The 18,494-nt window shown below is 63.6% G+C and carries 15 protein-coding genes; 3 read left to right on the forward strand and 12 right to left on the reverse strand.

All coding sequences use genetic code 11. From position 1 onward, the window contains the following. Window positions 1–62: 62 nt before the first annotated feature. Window positions 63–1,346, reverse strand: coding sequence for a S8 family serine peptidase (locus IWY39_RS00500; protein ID WP_107123581.1), 1,284 nt, complete (start codon window positions 1,344–1,346; stop codon window positions 63–65). Window positions 1,347–1,434: 88 nt separating this feature from the next. Here IWY39_RS00500 and IWY39_RS00505 point away from each other — a divergent pair, with 88 nt between their 5' ends. Continuing rightward, window positions 1,435–1,923 carry an RNA polymerase sigma factor gene (locus IWY39_RS00505; RefSeq protein ID WP_107123580.1) on the forward strand — a complete coding sequence of 163 codons (489 nt, stop codon included), beginning with the start codon at window positions 1,435–1,437 and terminating at the stop codon, window positions 1,921–1,923. After that, window positions 1,920–2,609, forward strand: coding sequence for an anti-sigma factor family protein (locus IWY39_RS00510; RefSeq protein ID WP_107123579.1), 690 nt, complete (start codon window positions 1,920–1,922; stop codon window positions 2,607–2,609). Before IWY39_RS00505 ends, IWY39_RS00510 begins: the two co-directional genes overlap by 4 nt. A 62-nt stretch (window positions 2,610–2,671) precedes the next feature. On the opposite strand, the gene IWY39_RS00515 is transcribed toward IWY39_RS00510, so the two are convergent. The 7 genes from IWY39_RS00515 to IWY39_RS00545 all read right to left on the reverse strand — a co-directional run bounded on the left by IWY39_RS00515 (window position 2,672) and on the right by IWY39_RS00545 (window position 11,826). Beyond that, window positions 2,672–5,815 (reverse strand): amidohydrolase family protein, encoded by a 3,144-nt coding sequence (locus tag IWY39_RS00515; protein WP_107123578.1) that lies wholly within the window; start codon window positions 5,813–5,815, stop codon window positions 2,672–2,674. A 2-nt stretch (window positions 5,816–5,817) separates the two neighbouring features. Next, a complete protein-coding gene (locus IWY39_RS00520; RefSeq protein ID WP_107123577.1) occupies window positions 5,818–8,574 on the reverse strand; it encodes a TonB-dependent receptor in 2,757 nt (918 codons plus the stop codon). Between the two features lie 262 nt (window positions 8,575–8,836). Then, window positions 8,837–9,607 carry a metallophosphoesterase gene (locus IWY39_RS00525; RefSeq protein ID WP_019053247.1) on the reverse strand — a complete coding sequence of 257 codons (771 nt, stop codon included), beginning with the start codon at window positions 9,605–9,607 and terminating at the stop codon, window positions 8,837–8,839. Between the two features lie 21 nt (window positions 9,608–9,628). Continuing rightward, complete coding sequence (gene dcd / locus IWY39_RS00530) at window positions 9,629–10,183, reverse strand: dCTP deaminase (RefSeq protein ID WP_017182516.1); 555 nt, start codon at window positions 10,181–10,183, stop codon at window positions 9,629–9,631. Between the two features lie 7 nt (window positions 10,184–10,190). Next, the gene (locus IWY39_RS00535; protein WP_107123576.1) at window positions 10,191–10,649 is read right to left on the reverse strand and encodes a cytidine deaminase; all 459 of its coding nucleotides are present in this window, start codon (window positions 10,647–10,649) and stop codon (window positions 10,191–10,193) included. Further along, complete coding sequence (locus tag IWY39_RS00540) at window positions 10,646–11,314, reverse strand: GH25 family lysozyme (protein ID WP_107123575.1); 669 nt, start codon at window positions 11,312–11,314, stop codon at window positions 10,646–10,648. The genes IWY39_RS00535 and IWY39_RS00540 overlap by 4 nt, the downstream gene beginning before the upstream one ends. A gap of 29 nt (window positions 11,315–11,343) precedes the next feature. After that, entirely contained in the window at window positions 11,344–11,826 is a 483-nt protein-coding gene (locus IWY39_RS00545; RefSeq protein WP_026002280.1) for a UPF0262 family protein, read from the reverse strand. A gap of 169 nt (window positions 11,827–11,995) precedes the next feature. Between IWY39_RS00545 and IWY39_RS00550 the strand changes: the two genes are divergently transcribed. Continuing rightward, a complete protein-coding gene (locus IWY39_RS00550) occupies window positions 11,996–13,483 on the forward strand; it encodes a replicative DNA helicase (RefSeq protein WP_017182512.1) in 1,488 nt (495 codons plus the stop codon). A 131-nt stretch (window positions 13,484–13,614) separates the two neighbouring features. On the opposite strand, the gene IWY39_RS00555 is transcribed toward IWY39_RS00550, so the two are convergent. The 4 genes from IWY39_RS00555 to IWY39_RS00570 all read right to left on the reverse strand — a co-directional run bounded on the left by IWY39_RS00555 (window position 13,615) and on the right by IWY39_RS00570 (window position 18,492). Continuing rightward, window positions 13,615–15,411, reverse strand: coding sequence for a DUF885 domain-containing protein (locus IWY39_RS00555; RefSeq protein ID WP_107123574.1), 1,797 nt, complete (start codon window positions 15,409–15,411; stop codon window positions 13,615–13,617). Window positions 15,412–15,522: 111 nt separating this feature from the next. Continuing rightward, complete coding sequence (locus IWY39_RS00560; RefSeq protein WP_107123573.1) at window positions 15,523–16,308, reverse strand: phosphoadenylyl-sulfate reductase; 786 nt, start codon at window positions 16,306–16,308, stop codon at window positions 15,523–15,525. Continuing rightward, window positions 16,301–16,741 (reverse strand): DUF934 domain-containing protein, encoded by a 441-nt coding sequence (locus tag IWY39_RS00565; protein WP_017182509.1) that lies wholly within the window; start codon window positions 16,739–16,741, stop codon window positions 16,301–16,303. The genes IWY39_RS00560 and IWY39_RS00565 overlap by 8 nt, the downstream gene beginning before the upstream one ends. Window positions 16,742–16,860: 119 nt before the next feature. After that, window positions 16,861–18,492 carry a nitrite/sulfite reductase gene (locus IWY39_RS00570; RefSeq protein ID WP_107123572.1) on the reverse strand — a complete coding sequence of 544 codons (1,632 nt, stop codon included), beginning with the start codon at window positions 18,490–18,492 and terminating at the stop codon, window positions 16,861–16,863. Between the last annotated feature and the right edge of the window lie 2 nt (window positions 18,493–18,494).

Consider the following 18,494-nt stretch of genomic DNA (forward strand, 5'->3'; position numbering starts at 1 on the left):
ACAACGGGAGGAGACAGGCGTTTAATCCCGCGCTGACGGAAAAAATCGTAACTGGCTAAAAATCAGTCATTATTTCTGCATGTGGCGCAGATGATGCCCTTGCCGAAGCCGCGCGCCTTGCCCTTTGGCGCCTCCGCTTCAGCCAGCAGCGCATTCAGGCTGCCCCGCACCAGCAGCCGCCCCGCGACCAGCGGCGCGGCAAAGCTGGTGCCGCGTACCGCGCCCTTGCCGCCGTCACTGCGCGCTGCGTTCAGGTCCGCACCCGGTGCGGCAAAATTCACATGGGCGGCGCGGCCCGCTTCGGGCAACAGGCGTCCGCGTCCGTCAATGCCGGTGACGGCGACCACATCCGCATAGGAAGCGGGGTAGGCGGGCGGTGCTGCCGGGCCGTCATTGCCCACCGCTGCGACCACCGTGACGCCCTTGTCGCGCGCCAGCCGGATCGCGCCCGCCAATAGCGGATTGTCCGGTCCGACCAGACTGACCGTGACCACCGGCACACCGCGCGCCGCCATCCAGCCCAGCGCGCGCACGATCGCAAAGGCGCCGCCGCCCGCCGGATCATCGCCATAGACGTCCGCGACCAGCAAGGGCGCACCCGGCGCCGCGCCGCGCACGCTGCCTGTCCCGCTGATCAGCGAAGCGACCGCCGTGCCATGGGCGCTTGCGCGCGGCGCACCACGCGCGAAGCCACGCTGTTCGACCGGCCCCGTCAGCGCCGGATGGCGCGCGACGCCGCCGTCGATCAGTCCCGCTGCGCCGCGTCCAACCGTACCGCCTCCAGCCAGTACCCCCAATGCCGCGCCATTGGCCGACCCGCCGGGGAAGTAGAGATTGTCGGCGCTCGCCTGCGCCCTGGGCGCTATCCTGCGCACATCCTTCAGCGCCCGTGCCAGACTGCGGCCCTGCGGCACTTGCAACCGCACAATGGTCAGGTCCAGCCCGTCCACCGCCTCGTTCTCCACGCCAAAACCCGCGGCTTTGAGCGCGTCGAGACTGGCGGCATCCGCGCCGGTCAGCAATATCACTCCCCGCTGCGCCGGTTCGCGCCGGTCGTCCAGTTCGACCCTGTCGCCATGCCGCCGCAGCAGATCGCCCACCCGTGTCGCGCGCGCCGATGCCAGCCGATCGGCCAGCCGCGCCGGGGACAGGCGCTCCAGTCCGCTGCCCTCGACCAGCCCGTCGACCCGGTTCAGCACATCGGGTACCACCTGACCCACAGGCCCGCTACCGCCCAGCAGTTGCGCCTGTGCGCCCGGCGCAATCAGGATCAGCCCGGCGATCATCCAGGGGCGGGTCAATTTCATGGCGTCGTCACCGGTCCTTTCGGGTGCATGATAAACCATCGCACGAATATTTCCGTTTTTTCCTCGGCTGTGGGATGAAACGACCTGGCAGGCTCGTTTCATCCCAGGAACATTGTACGGAGCCCCGATGTCGTTCGAGCATGATTTGCTGGCGATCCTGCCCAGGCTGCGGCGCTTTGCCGCCAGCCTGTCGCGCGATCGTGCCGATGGCGACGATCTGTGCCAGGCCGCGCTGGAGCGGGCGCTCAAGGCGCGCGACCAATGGCAGCCGGGCACGCGCCTCGACAGTTGGATATATCGGATCATGCGCAACCTGTGGATCGACGAAGCTCGCGCGCGCCAGCGGGCGGCCAAGACATTCGCGCCGGAGGAAGCGGGCGAGCATGTCGGCCATGCCGGCGATCATGACATCGAAGCGCATATGCACCTGTCCGACGTGGATCGGGCGATGCAGGCGCTGCCGGACGAACAGCGCGAAGCCATCGCGCTCGTGCTGGTGGAGGGCCTGTCCTACAAGGAGGCTGCCGCCGTGCTGGGGGTGCCGATGGGGACGCTGACATCGCGGCTGGTGCGCGGGCGCGGGGCGCTCATTGAACTGATGGGGGAAGCGGCATGACCGACATTGACGAAGCCATGCTGATCGCACTGGTCGATGGCGAACTGGATGATGTGACCCGCCGCCGCGTTGAACGCGCCATGGCGGAAGACCCTGCGCTGGCGGAACGGGTGGCGATGCACCGCCGGTTGCGGGAGCGGCTGGCGGGCCATTATGCGCCGATCGCGCAGGAACCGCTGCCGCGGGCAATGCGCGCTCTGGTGGAGGATAGCGCCAGGGTCGTGCCTCTGGCGCGTCCCGCGCCGCGCTGGCGGGGATGGGTGACGGGCGGTGCGATCGCCGCAAGCCTCGTGCTGGGCCTTGGCCTTGGTCGCCTGAGCGGTGGGGAAGGTGGACCGATCGGTGTGCAGAATGGCGTCATGATCGCGCAGGGCGGGCTGGCGCAGGCGCTCGACACGCAATTGGCCTCGGCACAGGGCGATGGCGCGATCCGCATCGGCCTCACCTTCCAGCGCAAGGGTGGCGGCTGGTGTCGTAGCTTCGACGGGACACTCGCGGGCGTTGCTTGTCGTGAGGGCGATGGCTGGCAAGTGCAACAGGCGCTGCCCGGCGCGGGGCAGGCGCATGGCTATCGTCAGGCGTCGTCAGCCGATGCGCGGGTCATGGCGACGGTCGACGCGCTGATCGATGGCGCGCCCGTTGACGCGGCGGGGGAGAAGGCCGCGAAGGCGAAGGACTGGCGTTAGGAACCACTGCCCGTTCGCTCTTCGCATCGCTATTCCTGATGGCGTTTCAGTCCGCCGCCAGCCTAGACATGCTCTACCGCATGGCCCGCACAACATGCGGCCCGGCTCGATTCCACATATTCGGCATCGTGCCACCAGAAATGCTGGTGTGCATCGGCCAGCATGGGCAGCACGGGCGTCAGGTCCGCTTGCGGCTTGGCTCCCACGAACGGGGCCATCAGCGTTTCTGGCGTATGCGCTACGCCATTGGCCACCACCTGCCGCACATTGGCGACGGCGCTGACATCCCTCAACGGATCGCCCTCCACCAGGATCAGGTCCGCCAACATGCCGCGTTCGATCCGGCCGATCGGCTCGTTCAGAAATTCACCCGACCAGCGCGTCGTCATCATCAGCGCGTCGAGCGGAGACACGCCATATTTCACCATGCCCCGCAGGTTGAGGTGCAGGCTGATCGCGGTCAGATCAATCGGCGCGTCGGTGCCGGACAGGGGGTGCCATCCCGCCGCCAGCATCTGCTTGATCTGCGCCACCTGCCGTTCCAGCGACGCCAGCATCACCGTGCCGCCTTCGCCCGACATGGCCTTGACCCGTCCGGTCAGCTTGGCGAACTCCCAGTCGGGATAGAGGGTGGTGATCCGGGGATCGTGCGTGAAGCTGTCGTCCAGCCCCAGCAGCGCGGTCGCGGCGAACAATGTTGGCGTCCGCCCGGCCCTGGCGGCAGAGAACAGATCATTGACGTCATGATAGCCACCGCCCAGCCCCGTGACGGTGCGCGAATAGCCGTAGCGGTTGGTCGCGCCGATATGCTCCATGCAGTCCATGCCGCTGTGAAGCGCGGGATAATGATAATGGGATGACAAGGGCATCCCCATCCGGTGCGATGCGTCGACCACTTCCTTCTGCGTGTCGTGGCGCAGGCGGACATAGGTTTTGACCATGTCATAATCGAGCAGGCGCGCCCGCTCCAGTTCCAGCGTCATCTGCCCCGGCTCGGTCACTGGCCGCATGAAATTGTAGAAGATGCGCCCGCCATCGATTGCTTCGCCCGTGGCGTAATGGCGCGCGGCGATCCGCTTGCCGCTCTGGATCGCTTCGCGGTCCTCGACCATATGATAGGCCGGGCATCCCGGTGATCGCGTCGCGGTGATACCCATGGCGAGCCAGAGACGCCCCATCCGGTCGCCATAGCCATAGCCCGCCATCTGCCGGTGGGTGTGCATGTCGATAAGGCCCGGCATCAGCGTCAGGTCCGGCGCGTCGATGAAGCGGGCATTGGCGTCGGACGGCGCGCCGCCATCATGCGGCGTGACCGCGGTGATGACGTTGCCATCGATCACCACGTCGACGCCGCTCTTGTAGGCCGGGGACAGCGCGTCCCAGACTTTGCCAGCCCTGATGACGGTGCGACCCGAAGGCTTGGCATTGGCCCATGTCAGGCGGCAAGGCACGGTCTGCGGCTTGCCGCCTGAGACCGGCACAAGCCGCAATTTTCCGCCGCTCAGATAGAGGATTGAGCGCGAATCCCCGCTCCAGCTTGGCGCATCGGCGAGTTCGGTGCTGACCTGGCGCGGCGCGCCGGTGAAGCTGCCGTCCGGTGCGACGGGCGCGACCCACAGCGTGCTGGCGAACACAAAGGCCATTGCTTTGCCATCGGGCGACCAGACCGGCCCGTCATGGCCGCGCGTGCCGAGCGACTTGCCGTCGAACACCGGGCGATAGGTGCCTTTGCCGGTCGCCAGATCGATCGACAATATCTGGCTTGCCCCTTCGCGATAGCGGCCCGTCACCGGCTTGAAGGCGGCATAGGCGATGGTCTTGCCATCGGGACCGAAACTGGGCCGCCCCGGTTCCCAGATCGCATCGAAGCGCTTGCGCACCGTGCCGGTTGCCACCTCGACGGTATGGAGCGCGCCTTCCTGATCCAGAAAGGCGATCAGCTTTCCGTCCTGCGACCAGCTGCCCCAGGCGACGGCCTTGTCCGGGATGTTGGTCAGTTGCCGTTCCTTGCCGGTGCTGACGTCATGCAGCCACAGGTCCAGCGTGCCGCCCCGGTCGCAACTATAGGCGATGGTCCGGCCGTCTGGCGACCAGGCCGGATCGCATTTGTGGAAGGCGTCGCCCACGATGATGCGGGGCGTCCCGCCGACCGGCATCAGATAAAGATCATTGAGCGCGGCAAAGACGATCTGCTTGCCGTCGGGCGACAGCATCGGTGCGGCAATGCCCAGGACGGGTTTTGGCGTCGTGGAGGTGAAATCGCGTGCCTTCTTGCTGTAATCGGGCGTCGTCACCGGAACTTGCGTGGTGAAGGGCACGACCGTCGCCTTACCGGCCTGCCAGCGCCGCAACTTGCCGCCGGAGCCATAGAGGATCGCACCATCCGCCGTGAAAGCGGGGCGGAAGGGGTAGAGATCTTCGCCCGCAACCACATCCTTGCCGTCCACGACCAGCGTTACGGAACCGGGCTGGACGCGCGTATAGGCGATACGGCCGTCCGGCGCGAAGGTCGGGGCCATGATGGCCGACGGATTGAAGCGATCGGGGGACGGAGGCACTGATGCCGCCTCGCTGACCGCGCCGGTCGCGACATCGGCGATAACCAGTTTCGTACCGCCCGCCACATAGGCGATCCGCTGGCCATCGGGCGACCAGCACGGTTCGCTGTCATTGCTCGTTCCGCTGGACAGCGGCGTCACCCGGCCTGACGCCACATCCAGCAGATAGATGGCGTAGCGCCCGTCCGCCCGATCGCTGGAAAAGGCGATGGTCCGTCCATCGGGCGACCAGCGCGGTTCACGATCGTCCAGCAGCCCGTCCGTATGCTGGCGCATGTCACTGCCATCGGCCGCGACCGACCAGATGTGGAAATTGCCGCTGCGATAGGATTGGAACGCAATGCGCTTGCCATCGGGCGACCAGTCGGGCTGGGCCAGATCGTCAAAATCGCCGGTCAGCCGTTGCAGCGGTCCGCCCGCGACCGGCATCGTCCACAAGATGCCGAGCAGGTCGAAGGCGATCCGGCTACCATCGGGCGACAAGGAGAGTGCGACATTGGTGGCGTCCTCTACACGCACCATCGTCTCCTTGCCTGCCCCCGGCGCGCCTTCCGATTGCGCGACCGACGCAACGCTGCCCGCCGCCAGCAAGCCGATCCCGCCCGCCGCAATCGCCTCGCGCCGGCTCACGCCCGGTTCGTTCTTCATGCCTAGAACTCCAGATTCAGGCGGCCATAATAAAAGCCCCCGCTAATGCCATAGGGGGCATAGCTGTTGTAGAGAAAGCCGACGAATTGGTTTACCGGCTTCAACTTGTTGGGATAGGTATTCAGCAGATTGTTCGCGCCAACCGAAAGCTTGATCCCCTTGGTCAATTTATACCCGATCTCCAGATCGACGATGACCTTGGGCTTCAATTCTTCGTCCACAAAGTCGCGGAAGCAGACAGGGCTCACGACATTGACTGCGCACGCGGTAAAGTCGGCCGTGTGAAAGGCGGTGGCATTCGCGCGCTGCGTGATCTTGCCAAAGCGCGTGGCACGCAGGTTCATGTTGAAATCATCCTTTTCCCAAAGGATGTTGGCGATGAACTTGTTGCGCGGCGTGCCCTCGGTCAGGTCGCCCTGCTTGGTTCGGCCGATCAGCGCCAGACCGGATGCGGCAATCGGTCCGGGGACAGGATCGATATGGGTGAAAATGGTCTTGTTGAAATTGGCCGACAGGCTGATCGTCGCCAGGCCCATGTCACCAAGTCCCGCCCGATAGGTGCCGACAATGTCCAGGCCGCGAGTCCGCGTGTCGGCAGCATTGGAGAAGATCAGGCCACCGGCGATCCCGTAAATGCCGGCTGCTTCCAGCGCATTGATGACTACCGGGCCGCTCAGCGTTTCGCTCAGCAATATGCGGTCCTTGATCTTTATCTGATAGGCATCGACCGTAATGTTCAGGTTCGGCGCGGGCGTCAGCACGATGCCCGCAGAGAAGTTGACGGACTTTTCAGGCTTGAGTGGCACCGCGCCCAAAGCCTTGGCCGCCGCACCCTCGACCGGCAATGCCTGCACGGGCAACAGGACGCTGACGCCGTTCTGGATCACGCCGATGGTGGAGGATGACGCGTAATGCTGCTGTTGCAGGGTGGGTGCGCGAAAGCCGGTGCTGGCCGTGCCACGGATGGCGAAGCCGCGCATCGGTTCGATGCGCAGCGACGCCTTGCCGGTGTCGGTGGTGCCAAAGTCGGTATAATCCTCGTGCCGCCCGGCGAGGCCGAATTCCAGCCCTTCGACGATCGTGCCTTCCAGGTTGAGATAGGCGCTCCAGTTGCTGCGGCTCCAGCTTCCCGTGCCTTCGGGAACGAAACCCGTCACGCCCTGCGCGCCGACGCCGGTACGTTGCTGACCTGCGAGCCAGGCACCCGGCGGCGACACATATTTGCCGTCGATATAGGATTCCGGATCGCCAGCGCCGATCATGAACTTGTTTTTCTTATATTCCGCCCCGACCGCGACAGATAGCGGCCCGGCCAGGCCGACATCCAATTCCTTGCTGAAATCCAGATTGTTGGTCCATTCGTCGAACCGGATCTTGCCCAGATAGAAGTTCGTCGGACTCGCCGTGCCCATGGACGGGTTGAGCGACGTCGTTTGCTTATATTTCACCTCATTCTGCGAATAGGTGGAACTCAGGTCGAAATGCACGCCGCCGCCGATTTCCCCGCGCACGCCCAGCGCATATTGGAAATCCTCGTCATAGACATGGATGCGCGGGATATAGCCTTCGGGATAAATTTCGATGATATTATTGAGCGCGGCGGGCGTGCGATAGGTCAGCCAGCCTGCGGCGTGGCGCTTGGAATATGTGCCAAAGCTATAGGCTTCCACGCTGCCACCGATCGGCAGCATGGCGTCGTAACTGACATTGCCGCCGATGACTTCGGGCTGGCCGGCCTTGCCGCGGTAGCGATCCAGATCGGGATTGTTGTTCCGCGGATCGCCGGTGGGATAATAGGTGCCAGCGATCGGCGAGCCCTTCACGATCGTCCCGGCCTGTAGAACGCCATCGGCCGCAAGGTGAATATAGCCGCCGTCCGGGCCGATCGCGAAGCCATTGTCCAACTGCCAACGGCCCTGTTCGCCGCCATTGTCCATCGTGGTGCCCAGCGTCAGCGCCGCACCCCCGGCCGTATCGTTTTTCAGGATGATGTTGACCACGCCGGCAATGGCGTCAGAACCATATTGCGCCGATGCGCCATCGCGCAGCACCTCGATCCGCTGGATCGCATTGCCGGGGATCAGGTCCAGGTCCGGCGGCGACTGGCCATTCTGCACTGACCCGTTGATGAACAACGTCGCCGAATTATGCCGCCGCTTGCCGTTCACCAACACAAGCAACTGGTCCCCGCCAAGGCCGCGCAGCGACAGGGTACGCACCGCCCAACTGGCGCCCGCACCATTGTTCGACACGTTGATGGACGGAACCAGCGTGCCCAGCAGGTCGCGGACCGACTGTTTGCCGCTCGCTTCCAGATCCTTGGTGCCCAGAACGTCGATCGGCGCCAGGCTGTCAGCGACAGTGCGGTTGGTCGCGCGCGTCCCGGTGACGATGATCGGCGTTGAATCCTCGATCGGTTCGGGGGCGGGGGCGAGCGCGGCCGGGGCGACGCTGCCCGCTGTGCCAGCCTGCGCGAACTGGAGCGAGAGCGGACTGCGACGCGCCGCGCTGCGATTGGCCGGGGCGGCCAGCGCGATCACGCCCGCGCCCGCCTGTTCCATTTTCAGGTCAGTGCCCGCCAGCAGACGCCCCAGCGCCTCCTGCGTCGACAGCCAGCCCTGGATGCGGCGACTGCGGATCGCGGCCACCTCGTCATAGGGGAACAGGATACGCACGCCCGATTGCGTGGAAAGCTGGCGCAGCGCGCTGCTGAGCGGCTGGACATGAATGTCGAACTTGTGACGCTGAGTGAGCGCCAAGTCCTGTTTTGCAGCTGCGAAGGCTTGAGATGAAGGCACGAGGCATGACGCCAGGCAAAGCCCGGTTAACGCATGAATAGCACGCATGATCTGTTCCCCTGGATGGCAGCATCTGGGCCGCTCTGTCCTTTAGAAACGAAGCAAAGGTAGCAATCCGCTATGGATTTTCCTGGCCGCGAATCGGCACCCGACTTTCAACAGCCTGGGACCGCCGCCGCAGCATCATCAGCATGCTGCGCCGCAGAAAATAATGAGAGACCAGTCAGTCGTTGGTCTGGAGAAACCAGCGCTCTGTACCTTGCAGGCCGATCGCCGTCAGTCGCCCCGAATAATAGGCGCCCGTGTCGATGCCGATCCGGTTGGGGTGAAGATCGACATCATCAGTGATGCTATGGCCATGCACGACCATCTTGGGATGCGCGCCTTCATGATCCAGAAATTCGCGTCTTATCCAGCGCAGATCGGCCCCGTTCTGCGCGTCGATCGCCACACCCGGCCGGATACCGGCATGAACGAACAGATAATCGTCCATTTCGACCTGATCGGGCAGGGCGTCGAGAAAATCGACATGCTCACGCGGAACATTGTTCAGCATCCATGCCACGACCTCTTCATCGGTCATGACGCCGAACAATAATGGGTCAAGCCCGTAACTGGCCAGAGTCGCCGCACCTTCCATCCGGCGGAAAACAGGTACCGCCCGGACTTCGCCTCGCGCTGCCAGGACGAAAATCTCCTCATGATTGCCTTTCAGGCAACGCACGTCGCCGCCTGATGCGACCATGGCCATCACCCGGTCGATCACCTGTCGGGATGATGGGCCGCGATCGACCAGATCGCCCAGCAGGATGATGTGCGGGGGCATCGCGCCCCGTTGGGCGTCATCCTGCGCAATCAATATAAGCAGCGCGTCGAGCAGGCTGGCGCGGCCATGCACATCGCCAATCGCGTAAACGCGGCGGTCGCCTATGCTCGGCGGGGGCAATGCTTCAGTCGGCGTTCCGCGTGCCAGCCATGTCCGCAACCATTTCATGAGCCATAGTCTGGCACGTCGTCACAGGCGCGGCAACGTCACGCCCTGCTGCCCCATATATTTACCTGCCCGGTCGGCATAGCTGACCTCGCACGGTTCATTGCCCTTCAGGAACAGGAACTGGCATGCGCCTTCATTGGCGTAGATCTTGGCAGGCAGGGGCGTCGTGTTGGAAAATTCCAGCGTAACATGCCCCTCCCAGCCCGGTTCCAGCGGGGTGACGTTGACGATGATGCCGCAGCGGGCATAGGTCGATTTGCCCAGGCAAATCACCAGCACGTCGCGCGGCACGCGGAAATATTCGACCGTGCGGGCCAGCGCGAAGCTGTTGGGCGGGATGATGCAGCAGTCGGTCTTGCGATCGACAAAGCTGTTGGTGTCGAAATTCTTCGGATCGACGATGGTGCTGTCGATATTGGTGAAAATCTTGAACTCGTCCGCCACCCGCGCGTCATAGCCATAGGAGGACAGGCCATAGCTGATGCAATTGTCGCGCCGCTGGCTCTCCACGAACGGCTCGATCATGGCGTTGCTCAGTGCCTGTTCGCGAATCCATTTATCCGACAATATCGACATGGGCAGTTCAGTTCTTCCTGACAGGAGTGATGCCAAGGTCCGCCGGACCAAAGGCATGGGGCAGCAATGCCGCGACGCTATGTTCGACTATCTGTCCGCCATCGGGCGTCGCGCAATAGATGGCCAGCGGGCGTCCGGCCATCTGTTCGGCTTCGTTCATGACCTGGCGGCAGCGGCCGCATGGGGTGACGATCGCCTGGCCAGCGCCATCCATGGCGCCACCCACCACGGCGATGGCGGCGACATCGGCGAAGCGGCCCTGCGCATTGACCGTCGCCAGTGCGACCGTTTCGGCGCACAGCGACAGGCCATAGCTTGCATTTTCGAAATTGCAGCCGGTGACGATGCTGCCATCGGTCAGCCGCACCGCAGCGCCCACGGCAAAGCGGCTATAGGGCGCATGGGCGTTGGCCATCGCTTCGCGCGCAGCCGCCACCAGTTCCGCAATTTCCGCCTCGCGCGTCATGGCGCCACCACATCCCATCTGACCGGACCGTCGACCCCGTCGATATGCCGCATGTCGCTGGCTGTCCACATCACCCAGCGCCTGGTGGCGTAATCGGGCGGGAAGAAATTGCCGTCCAGCCATAGCGTGCGGTTGATGCCAGAACCGATGTCATAGCTTTTGTCGAAATCCTCGGTCACGTTGAGCAAGACCGTCTTGCCCGCATGGCTTTCGACCAGATTGACCAGCGTATTGAGTTCCGACAGCAATAGGTCGCGCCCCGGTCGCGCGGTGCAGGTGGGGTCGAACGCCAGGCGGATAACCGGGGGCAGGGCGGCATTGTCGCGCGGCACCGTGGTCATGAAGCGGGTCGCCTGATCGCTGGCCAGCCGACACAGGCTGAATTCCAGCATCGCGCCATAACGCATCCCGGCGGTGCGCGCGCCGCGCCAGTTAACGGCAAAGTCCGGGTCGCGCCAGTCTGCGCCCTTGGCCGCACGGATATAGGCGAAATCCGCCCCCTGCGCCGCCAGCGTCCCCCAGTCGATCGGGCCATTGTCGGAACTGACGGTCAGCCCCTGCACGGGATAATCGTCCCGGCTCGGCGCCCAGTTGCGCGCATAAAAGAACAGCGCCAGCGCCAGCACGGCGACCAGCGTGAGCGCCAGCGCGACACGGACCAGCAATCCCCCCAGAGTCAGTCGCCCGATTGTCCCTACCCCTTGATATGCAGCACGCAGATCAGCGTGAACAAGCGACGCGCCGTATCGAAATCGACCTCGATCTTGCCCTCCAGCCGCTCACGCAGCATTTCCGCCGCGTCATTGTGAATGCCGCGCCGGGCCATGTCGACCGTTTCGATCTGCGCGGGCGAGGCATTGCTGATCGCCTGATAATAGCTGTCGCATATGGCGAAATATTCGCGAATCGGTCGCCGGAACCGGCCCAGCCCCAGGATGACGGCTTCGAGCGGGCTGTCATCGTCGCGGTTGATCTCTATCACCAACCGGCCTTCCTCGACCCGCAGCACGACCTTGTAAGGCCCGGCATAGCCGTCGGGATGCACGCGCTGGGGCGCGAACATATTATCCTCCAGCAGGTCGAAGATCGCGATGCGCCGTTCCTGTTCGACGTCGGCATTGCGCCACAGGATCGTCCGCTCGTCGAGCTTGATGTCTATGATGCGCGGGTCGGCCATATTGCGATCAGCCTCAGTGCGGCGACGGCCCGCGAAATGCAAGCAGGACTTGGCGATCATGCGCAAATGCGCGGCGGGCATCGCAGGGGCGGGCACTTATCCACAGCTAGCCATCGTCGTTTCAACCTTGGGCCTTGCACGCGGGCGGCGGGGGGAGGAATAGAGGGGCATGGTCGAACTCGTAAAAATGAACAATGCCGCCGAAACCGGCGCGCCTGAACTCCCCCGCAATGTGGAGGCGGAAGCAGCCCTGCTCGGCGCGCTGATGATCGACAACCGGCTGGCGGAGGATGTTCAGCTCAAGATCAAGGCAGAGCATTTTTTCGAGCCGATGCATGGCCGCATCTATGACGCGATCATGAAGCTGCTGGACCGCGACATGGTCGCCAATCCAGTGACGCTCAAACCCATGCTGGATCAAGACCCGGCGCTCAGGGAACTGGGCGGGGCGGGCTATCTGGCGCAGCTGACCGGCAATGGCGCTGCGCTGATCGGCGCGCGCGATTTCGCATCGCAGATCTACGACCTGGCCCTGCTGCGACAGCTTGTCAGCGTTGGCCGGGAACTGGTTGAAAATGCAATGGATACGAGCGAGGATGTCAATCCCCGCGAACAGATAGAGGCAGCCGAAGTCGCGCTCTATAAAGTATCCGAAGGGGAAGGCGAGGGTGGATCGGTCAAGAGCTTTCTGGCCGCCTCTACCGCCGCCGTGCAGGTTGCCGAACGCGCGCTCAACAGTGGCGGTCATGTGTCGGGTATCACGACCGGCATCAACAGCCTGAACGCGAAAATCGGTGGTCTGCATAATTCGGACTTGATGATTCTGGCCGGACGCCCCGGCATGGGCAAGACCTCGCTCGCCACCAACATCGCCTATAATGCCGCGTCCCGCTGGCTGCGCGACAATGCGGACGGCATCCCGCCCGAAAAGAATATGGGGGCCAAGACTGCCTTCTTCTCGCTCGAAATGTCCGCCGATCAGCTGGCGACCCGCGTGCTGGCGGAGCAATCGGGGATCAGCGGCGAAGCGCTGCGCATGGGCAAGATCAGCCGCGCCGATTTCCAGAACCTGTCCCGCGCCGCGCGCGAATTGCAGGAACTGCCTTTGTTCATCGACGATACGCCGGGCCTGACCATCGCGGCCCTGCGCACCCGCGCCCGCCGGTTGAAGCGCCGCCACGATGTCGGCTTCATCGTCGTCGATTATCTTCAGCTGTTGCAGGGCACGGGGCGCGGCAACGAGAATCGCGTCAACGAAATTTCCGAAATTTCCCGTGGTCTCAAGACCTTGGCGAAGGAACTTCATGTGCCGGTGCTGGCCCTGTCGCAGCTAAGCCGCGCGGTCGAACAGCGCGAGGACAAGCGACCGCAACTGTCCGACCTGCGCGAATCCGGCTCGATCGAACAGGACGCGGACATGGTCTGGTTCGTGTTCCGCGAAGATTATTATGAAGCGGCCAAGGAACCCAAGGTCGAGGATGAAGCGGCCTATGCTGTCTGGCGCGAGAATATGGACCGCATCTACGGCCTGGCGGAAGTCATCGTCGCCAAGCAGCGCCACGGTTCGACCGGCCGCATCCGCATGAAGTTCGACGCGCGCATCACACGCTTTTCCGACATCGCGGACGACAGCTATCAGGATCTGGACTACGAGTAATTCCTCCCCGGCACGGGGAGGGGGACCGTTTGAGTAGCAAATGGTGGAGGGGTGTCGCCCTATCGTTGGGGTGACACCCCTCCGTCTGACCTTTGGTCAGCCACCTCCCCTTGCAGGGGAGGATTTAGAAGTTATCCCATCTTCGCCCGCGCCGCGACGCGCGCTTCCAGCATCGACAGCGGCATCGCACCTTCCTCAAGGATGGCGTGGAACTGCTTGATATCGAAGCGGTCGCCCATGGCCGCTTGCGCCGCGGCGCGCGCTTTGGTCCATACGCCATGACCAACCTTGTAGCTGGTCGCCTGGCCCGGCTGGGTGCAGTAACGTTCGACCTCTCGCTGGCAACGCGCTTGGGTGAAGCCTGTCTTTTCAACCATATAGGCGGTGGCCTTTTCACGGCTCCATTGCTTCGAATGAATGCCGGTGTCGACCACCAGCCGCGCTGCGCGGAACAGGAAGGATTGCAGATAGCCCGCCCGGTCGAGCGGGGTGGCGTAGCCTTTCAACTCGTCCGACAATTGCTCGGCATAGAGCGCCCAGCCTTCGCTATAGGCGCTCATGAAGGCGGTCTTGCGCAGCATGGGAATGTCGCCTGCCGTCTGCGCAGTCGAAATCTGAAGGTGATGCCCCGGCACCCCTTCATGATAGTTGAGCGCGGGCAGCGTATATTTGGGCCAGTCGCCAATCGCCTTCAGATTGATGAAGAAGATGGCCGGGCGTGACCCGTCCAGCGCCGCGCGGTTATAATAGCCGTTCGATGCGCCATCCTGAATTTCGACCGGCACTGCGCGGATTTCCAGCGGCGTGTCGGGGATCGTGGCAAAGGCCTGCGGCAATTTCGCCTGCATCAGCTTGGCTTCGGCATTGAGTGCGGCAATCAGGTCGCTGCGCCCCTGCGCGGTATCGGGATAGAGCTGCGACGGATCGGCATTGAGCGCGGCCAGCCGTTCGCCGACGCTTCCCTTGCTATAGCCCGCACCTTGCAGGATCGTGTCGAGCTGCCCACTGATGTCGGCCACCTGCTCGATGCCCATGGCGTGAATCTCCGCCGCTGACAGGTCGGTCGTGGTCGCGCTCTTCAACGCGGCGGCATAAATCTCCTCGCCGCGCGGGGTGCGCCATACCCCGTCGCCGGCCGCCGTCCTGGGCCGCAGCCCCTCGATCATCGCAATCTGTGCGTCGAGCGCGGGGTAGATGCTCTTTTCCACGATCGCCGCCGCCGGGCCCTGCCAGTCGCCGCTGATGCCCTTCGCCGCCGCGCGCTTGACCAGCGACTGGACCAGGCTGCTGCTCGCGGCAGGCTGGTCGCGCAGCTTCTTCATCTGCACCAGCGTCAGGTCGAGCGACCAGCCCGGCGCCAGATAGCCGCGTGCCGCCTCGTCCCTTTGCATCGCGCTGTCGGTGCGCAGGTTGCGGGCGAAGGCCTCCAGCCGCGCCAGATAGGCGTCGCAATCGGCGGCGGCGTTGATGGTGTGGGCGGTGTTCAGGAAATCGGGCGTCGAAAAATAGCTGCCGCCCTGCTGAAAGATGCGATAGGGGCGCACCGCGCTATTGAGGCCGAAGGTCGCGGGAGCAACCGTCTGCTGCCCCAGCGAATAGAGGATCACGTCCAGGTTAAGCTGCTGCGGGGCGGACAGATTGGCTGTTTTGAACCCCTCCAGTTCCTTGATCGCCGCCTGCGTCATCGCCAGCCGCTTCATCATCGCCGACTTGCTATTGTCGTCCAACTGGCTCTTCGCCCCGGCCCGCGCACCCTTGTCCAGCCCCAGGCTGGTTACGAAGGCAGGGGACAGGTCCAGTTGCCGATCGAAAATGGCGGTGAAAGCCGCCGATAGCCGCGCATCGTCGCTGCCTTGCGCAAGGGCGCGGGGGGCAGCGACGGCAATGGCGACGGCGCCGGAGGAGAGCAGAAAATCACGACGGTCCATGGCAGAGGCTCCCTTATCTTTGAATAGGGGAGACTCTTAAGCCGCAGATGCGATCCGTCCAGAGGCTTGTAATAAAGTTACGCAGCCACAATGGAAGATTACGCAGCGCCGTCAGAATACCGGCATATTGGCGGGGTCTTCCGGGTCCACGATCGGGATCGGCGTGACGGGCGAGTGGATCCCGCATTCCACCTTGTCCCATCCACGCCAGCGCCCCGCGCGCGGATCTTCACCCGGCAGAACCTTCGACGTGCAGGGTTCGCAGCCGATCGACAGATAGCCTTGGGCCTCCAGAGGGTGGCGGGGCAGGGCATGTTCGGCGAAATAGGCCTCCAGATCATCCTTGGTCCAGTCGCCCAGCGGATTGATCTTGAGACGTCCGTCCTCGACCTCGAAACGGGGGAGATTCTGGCGGGTCACTGATTGAAACGCCTTGCGCCCGGAAATCCAGGCGTCCAGCCCGTCCTTGGCGCGCTTCAACGGCTCCACCTTGCGGATGTCGCAGCAGCCATCGGGATCATAGGACCAGCGCAGGCCGGTCTCGTCCTTCTTTGCGATCACGTCGGCAATCGGCGTCACCGTGCGGCTGTCGGTAAAACCGAAAGCGTCGATCAGCGTGTCGCGATAGGCCAGGGTTTCGGCAAACATCTTGAGCGTATCGACGAAAATGACCGGCACGCTCTTGTCCGCCTCCGCCACCAAATGCAGCAGCACTGCGCTTTCGGTGCCAAAGGAGGAAACGACCGCGACATTGCCCGCCAGCCCTTCGGCAAAGACGGATTTGAGCATGTCCAGCGTACCTGCACCCTCAAACCGTGCATTGAGCGCGTCCGCATCTGCCTGCGTAAAGGCGGGGCGGGCGTCGATGATGTCGAGCGTGCGGGCGGCTTCAGCCATTGTGTGTCTCCGGGTGCCGCTTTGCCCAAATGGGGGTGCGGCCATCGATCGCCTTTTGATAGACGTCGTCATAGCGGTTGAGGGCGCGATCGACGGCGGCATCGTCCAGCGCCTTGGCGGGATGAAAGCTGTCAAAGCCGCAGCGGCGCATGGCGACGATCTGGTCGACCAGCACATCGCCTACCGCGCGCAATTCGCCGGTATAGCCCGCTTCGCGCAGGATACGCGCCGCCGAATAGCCGCGTCCGTCGCCAAAACCGGGGAAATTGACCTCGACCAGCGAAAGGCGGTCCAGATGCGGCAGCAATTCGCGCGCATCCTCGCCCGGTTCGATGCGGACGGCGGTGGCGTTGGACTGGCCAGTGAAGGATTCCACCGTCACGGCGGGTTCCTGCGTGGACTCGCCGTCGCGGAAGGAGAGAAATTCAACCATCTTACAATTTCCGTTCGGGCTGAGCGAAGTCGAAGCCTTTGCCAGAGCGAAGCGAAGGCGCTTCACTACGTTCAGCGGAACCCTTCGACAGGCTCAGGGCGAACGTCTGTTGTGTATAATCAACCATAGATCGCCTCCTTGAAGGGCTTCATGCCGATGCGGCGATAGGTGTCGAGGAAGCGTTCGCCGCTTTCCCGCTCGGCCAGATAAATGTCGGTGACCTTCTCGATCGCATCGACCACGCCGTCCTCGGAAAAGCCCGGCCCGGTGATCTGGCCCAGTGACGCATCCTCCGCGCCCGATCCGCCCAGCAGCAACTGGAAATTTTCCACGCCCCTGCGGTCCACGCCCAAAATGCCGATATGCCCGGCATGATGATGGCCGCAGGCGTTGATGCAGCCGGAAATTTTGAGCTTCAATTCGCCAATCTCCGCCTGCCGATCCGCAGCGGCGAAGCGGGACGCGATCTTCTGCGCCAGGGGAATTGAGCGCGCATTGGCCAGCGCGCAATAGTCCAGGCCAGGGCAGGCGATGATGTCGGTGATCAGGTCCAGATTGGCCTCTGCCAGGCCCGCCGCGACCAGCTTCTGCCAGACGGCACGCAGGTCCGCCTTCCTCACATGCGGCAGCGCCAGATTCTGCGCATGGGTGACGCGCAGTTCATCGAAGGAATATGTCTCGGCCAGATCGGCGACCAGCGCCATCTGCTCTGCCGACGCATCGCCGGGGATGCCGTCAATCGGCTTCAGGCTGATGTTGACGATGGCATAGCCGGGCGCCTTGTGGGCCGCGACCTGACGGTCGATCCACAGAGCGAAAGCCCGGTCGCTCCGGTCGATCTCGTCGGACAGGCCGCTTTCATAAGCGGGCGCGGCGAAGAAGTCGCGGATGCGCGCCAGTTCCTCGACCGGCGGATTGAGGCCCAACGCGCGCATATGCGCAAATTCTTCCTCGACCTGCCGCTTATACTCCTCGACGCCGATTTCATGGACCAGGATCTTGATCCGCGCCTTGTACTTATTGTCGCGGCGGCCGTAGCGATTATAGACGCGCAGGCAGGCTTCCAGATAAGAAATAATCTCATCTTCGGCCACGAAGTCTCTGATAAGCGGGGCAACCATTGGCGTGCGCCCCATGCCGCCGCCGGCATAGACTTCCGCGCCGACCACACCATCGCGCTCGACCAGTTTCAGCCCGATGTCATGCAGCCGCATCGCCGCGCGATCATCGTCCGACGCGATCACCGCAATCTTGAACTTGCGCGGCAGATAGGTGAATTCCGGGTGGAAGCTCGACCATTGGCGCAGCAGTTCGGCCCAGGGGCGCGGGTCCGCGACTTCATCGGCGGAAACGCCCGCATATTGATCGGAACTGATATTGCGGATGCAATTGCCGCTGGTCTGGATGGCGTGCATCTCCACCGTCGCCAGTTCGGCAAGGATGTCCGGCGCATCGGCCAGCTTGATCCAGTTATATTGCAGATTCTGGCGCGTGGTGAAGTGGCCGTAGCCCTTGTCATATTTGCCAGCAATCTCGCCCAGCTTGCGCATCTGTTTGCCCGACAGCGTGCCATAGGGGATGGCGACGCGCAGCATATAGGCGTGCAGCTGGAGATAGAGGCCGTTCATCAACCGAAGCGGCTTGAACTGATCCTCGGTCAGCGCGCCGGTCAGGCGGCGCTGCGTCTGGTCGCGAAATTCCTCGACGCGGGCGTCGACGATGGCCTGGTCATAGCTGTCATAACGATACATGG

Origin of the sequence: Sphingobium sp. JAI105, from assembly GCF_015752145.1 — a bacterium.
Lineage (GTDB): Bacteria > Pseudomonadota > Alphaproteobacteria > Sphingomonadales > Sphingomonadaceae > Sphingobium > Sphingobium xenophagum.

Coding starts and splice junctions, on each gene's coding strand:
- IWY39_RS00500 (WP_107123581.1), bottom strand. CDS start 1,346: ATGGTTTATCATGCACCCGAAAGGACCGGTGACGACGCCATGAAATTG.
- IWY39_RS00505 (WP_107123580.1), top strand. CDS start 1,435: ATGTCGTTCGAGCATGATTTGCTGGCGATCCTGCCCAGGCTGCGGCGC.
- IWY39_RS00510 (WP_107123579.1), top strand. CDS start 1,920: ATGACCGACATTGACGAAGCCATGCTGATCGCACTGGTCGATGGCGAA.
- IWY39_RS00515 (WP_107123578.1), bottom strand. CDS start 5,815: ATGAAGAACGAACCGGGCGTGAGCCGGCGCGAGGCGATTGCGGCGGGC.
- IWY39_RS00525 (WP_019053247.1), bottom strand. CDS start 9,607: ATGAAATGGTTGCGGACATGGCTGGCACGCGGAACGCCGACTGAAGCA.
- dcd (WP_017182516.1), bottom strand. CDS start 10,183: ATGTCGATATTGTCGGATAAATGGATTCGCGAACAGGCACTGAGCAAC.
- IWY39_RS00535 (WP_107123576.1), bottom strand. CDS start 10,649: ATGACGCGCGAGGCGGAAATTGCGGAACTGGTGGCGGCTGCGCGCGAA.
- IWY39_RS00545 (WP_026002280.1), bottom strand. CDS start 11,826: ATGGCCGACCCGCGCATCATAGACATCAAGCTCGACGAGCGGACGATC.
- IWY39_RS00550 (WP_017182512.1), top strand. CDS start 11,996: ATGGTCGAACTCGTAAAAATGAACAATGCCGCCGAAACCGGCGCGCCT.
- IWY39_RS00555 (WP_107123574.1), bottom strand. CDS start 15,411: ATGGACCGTCGTGATTTTCTGCTCTCCTCCGGCGCCGTCGCCATTGCC.
- IWY39_RS00560 (WP_107123573.1), bottom strand. CDS start 16,308: ATGGCTGAAGCCGCCCGCACGCTCGACATCATCGACGCCCGCCCCGCC.
- IWY39_RS00565 (WP_017182509.1), bottom strand. CDS start 16,741: ATGGTTGAATTTCTCTCCTTCCGCGACGGCGAGTCCACGCAGGAACCC.
- IWY39_RS00570 (WP_107123572.1), bottom strand. CDS start 18,492: ATGTATCGTTATGACAGCTATGACCAGGCCATCGTCGACGCCCGCGTC.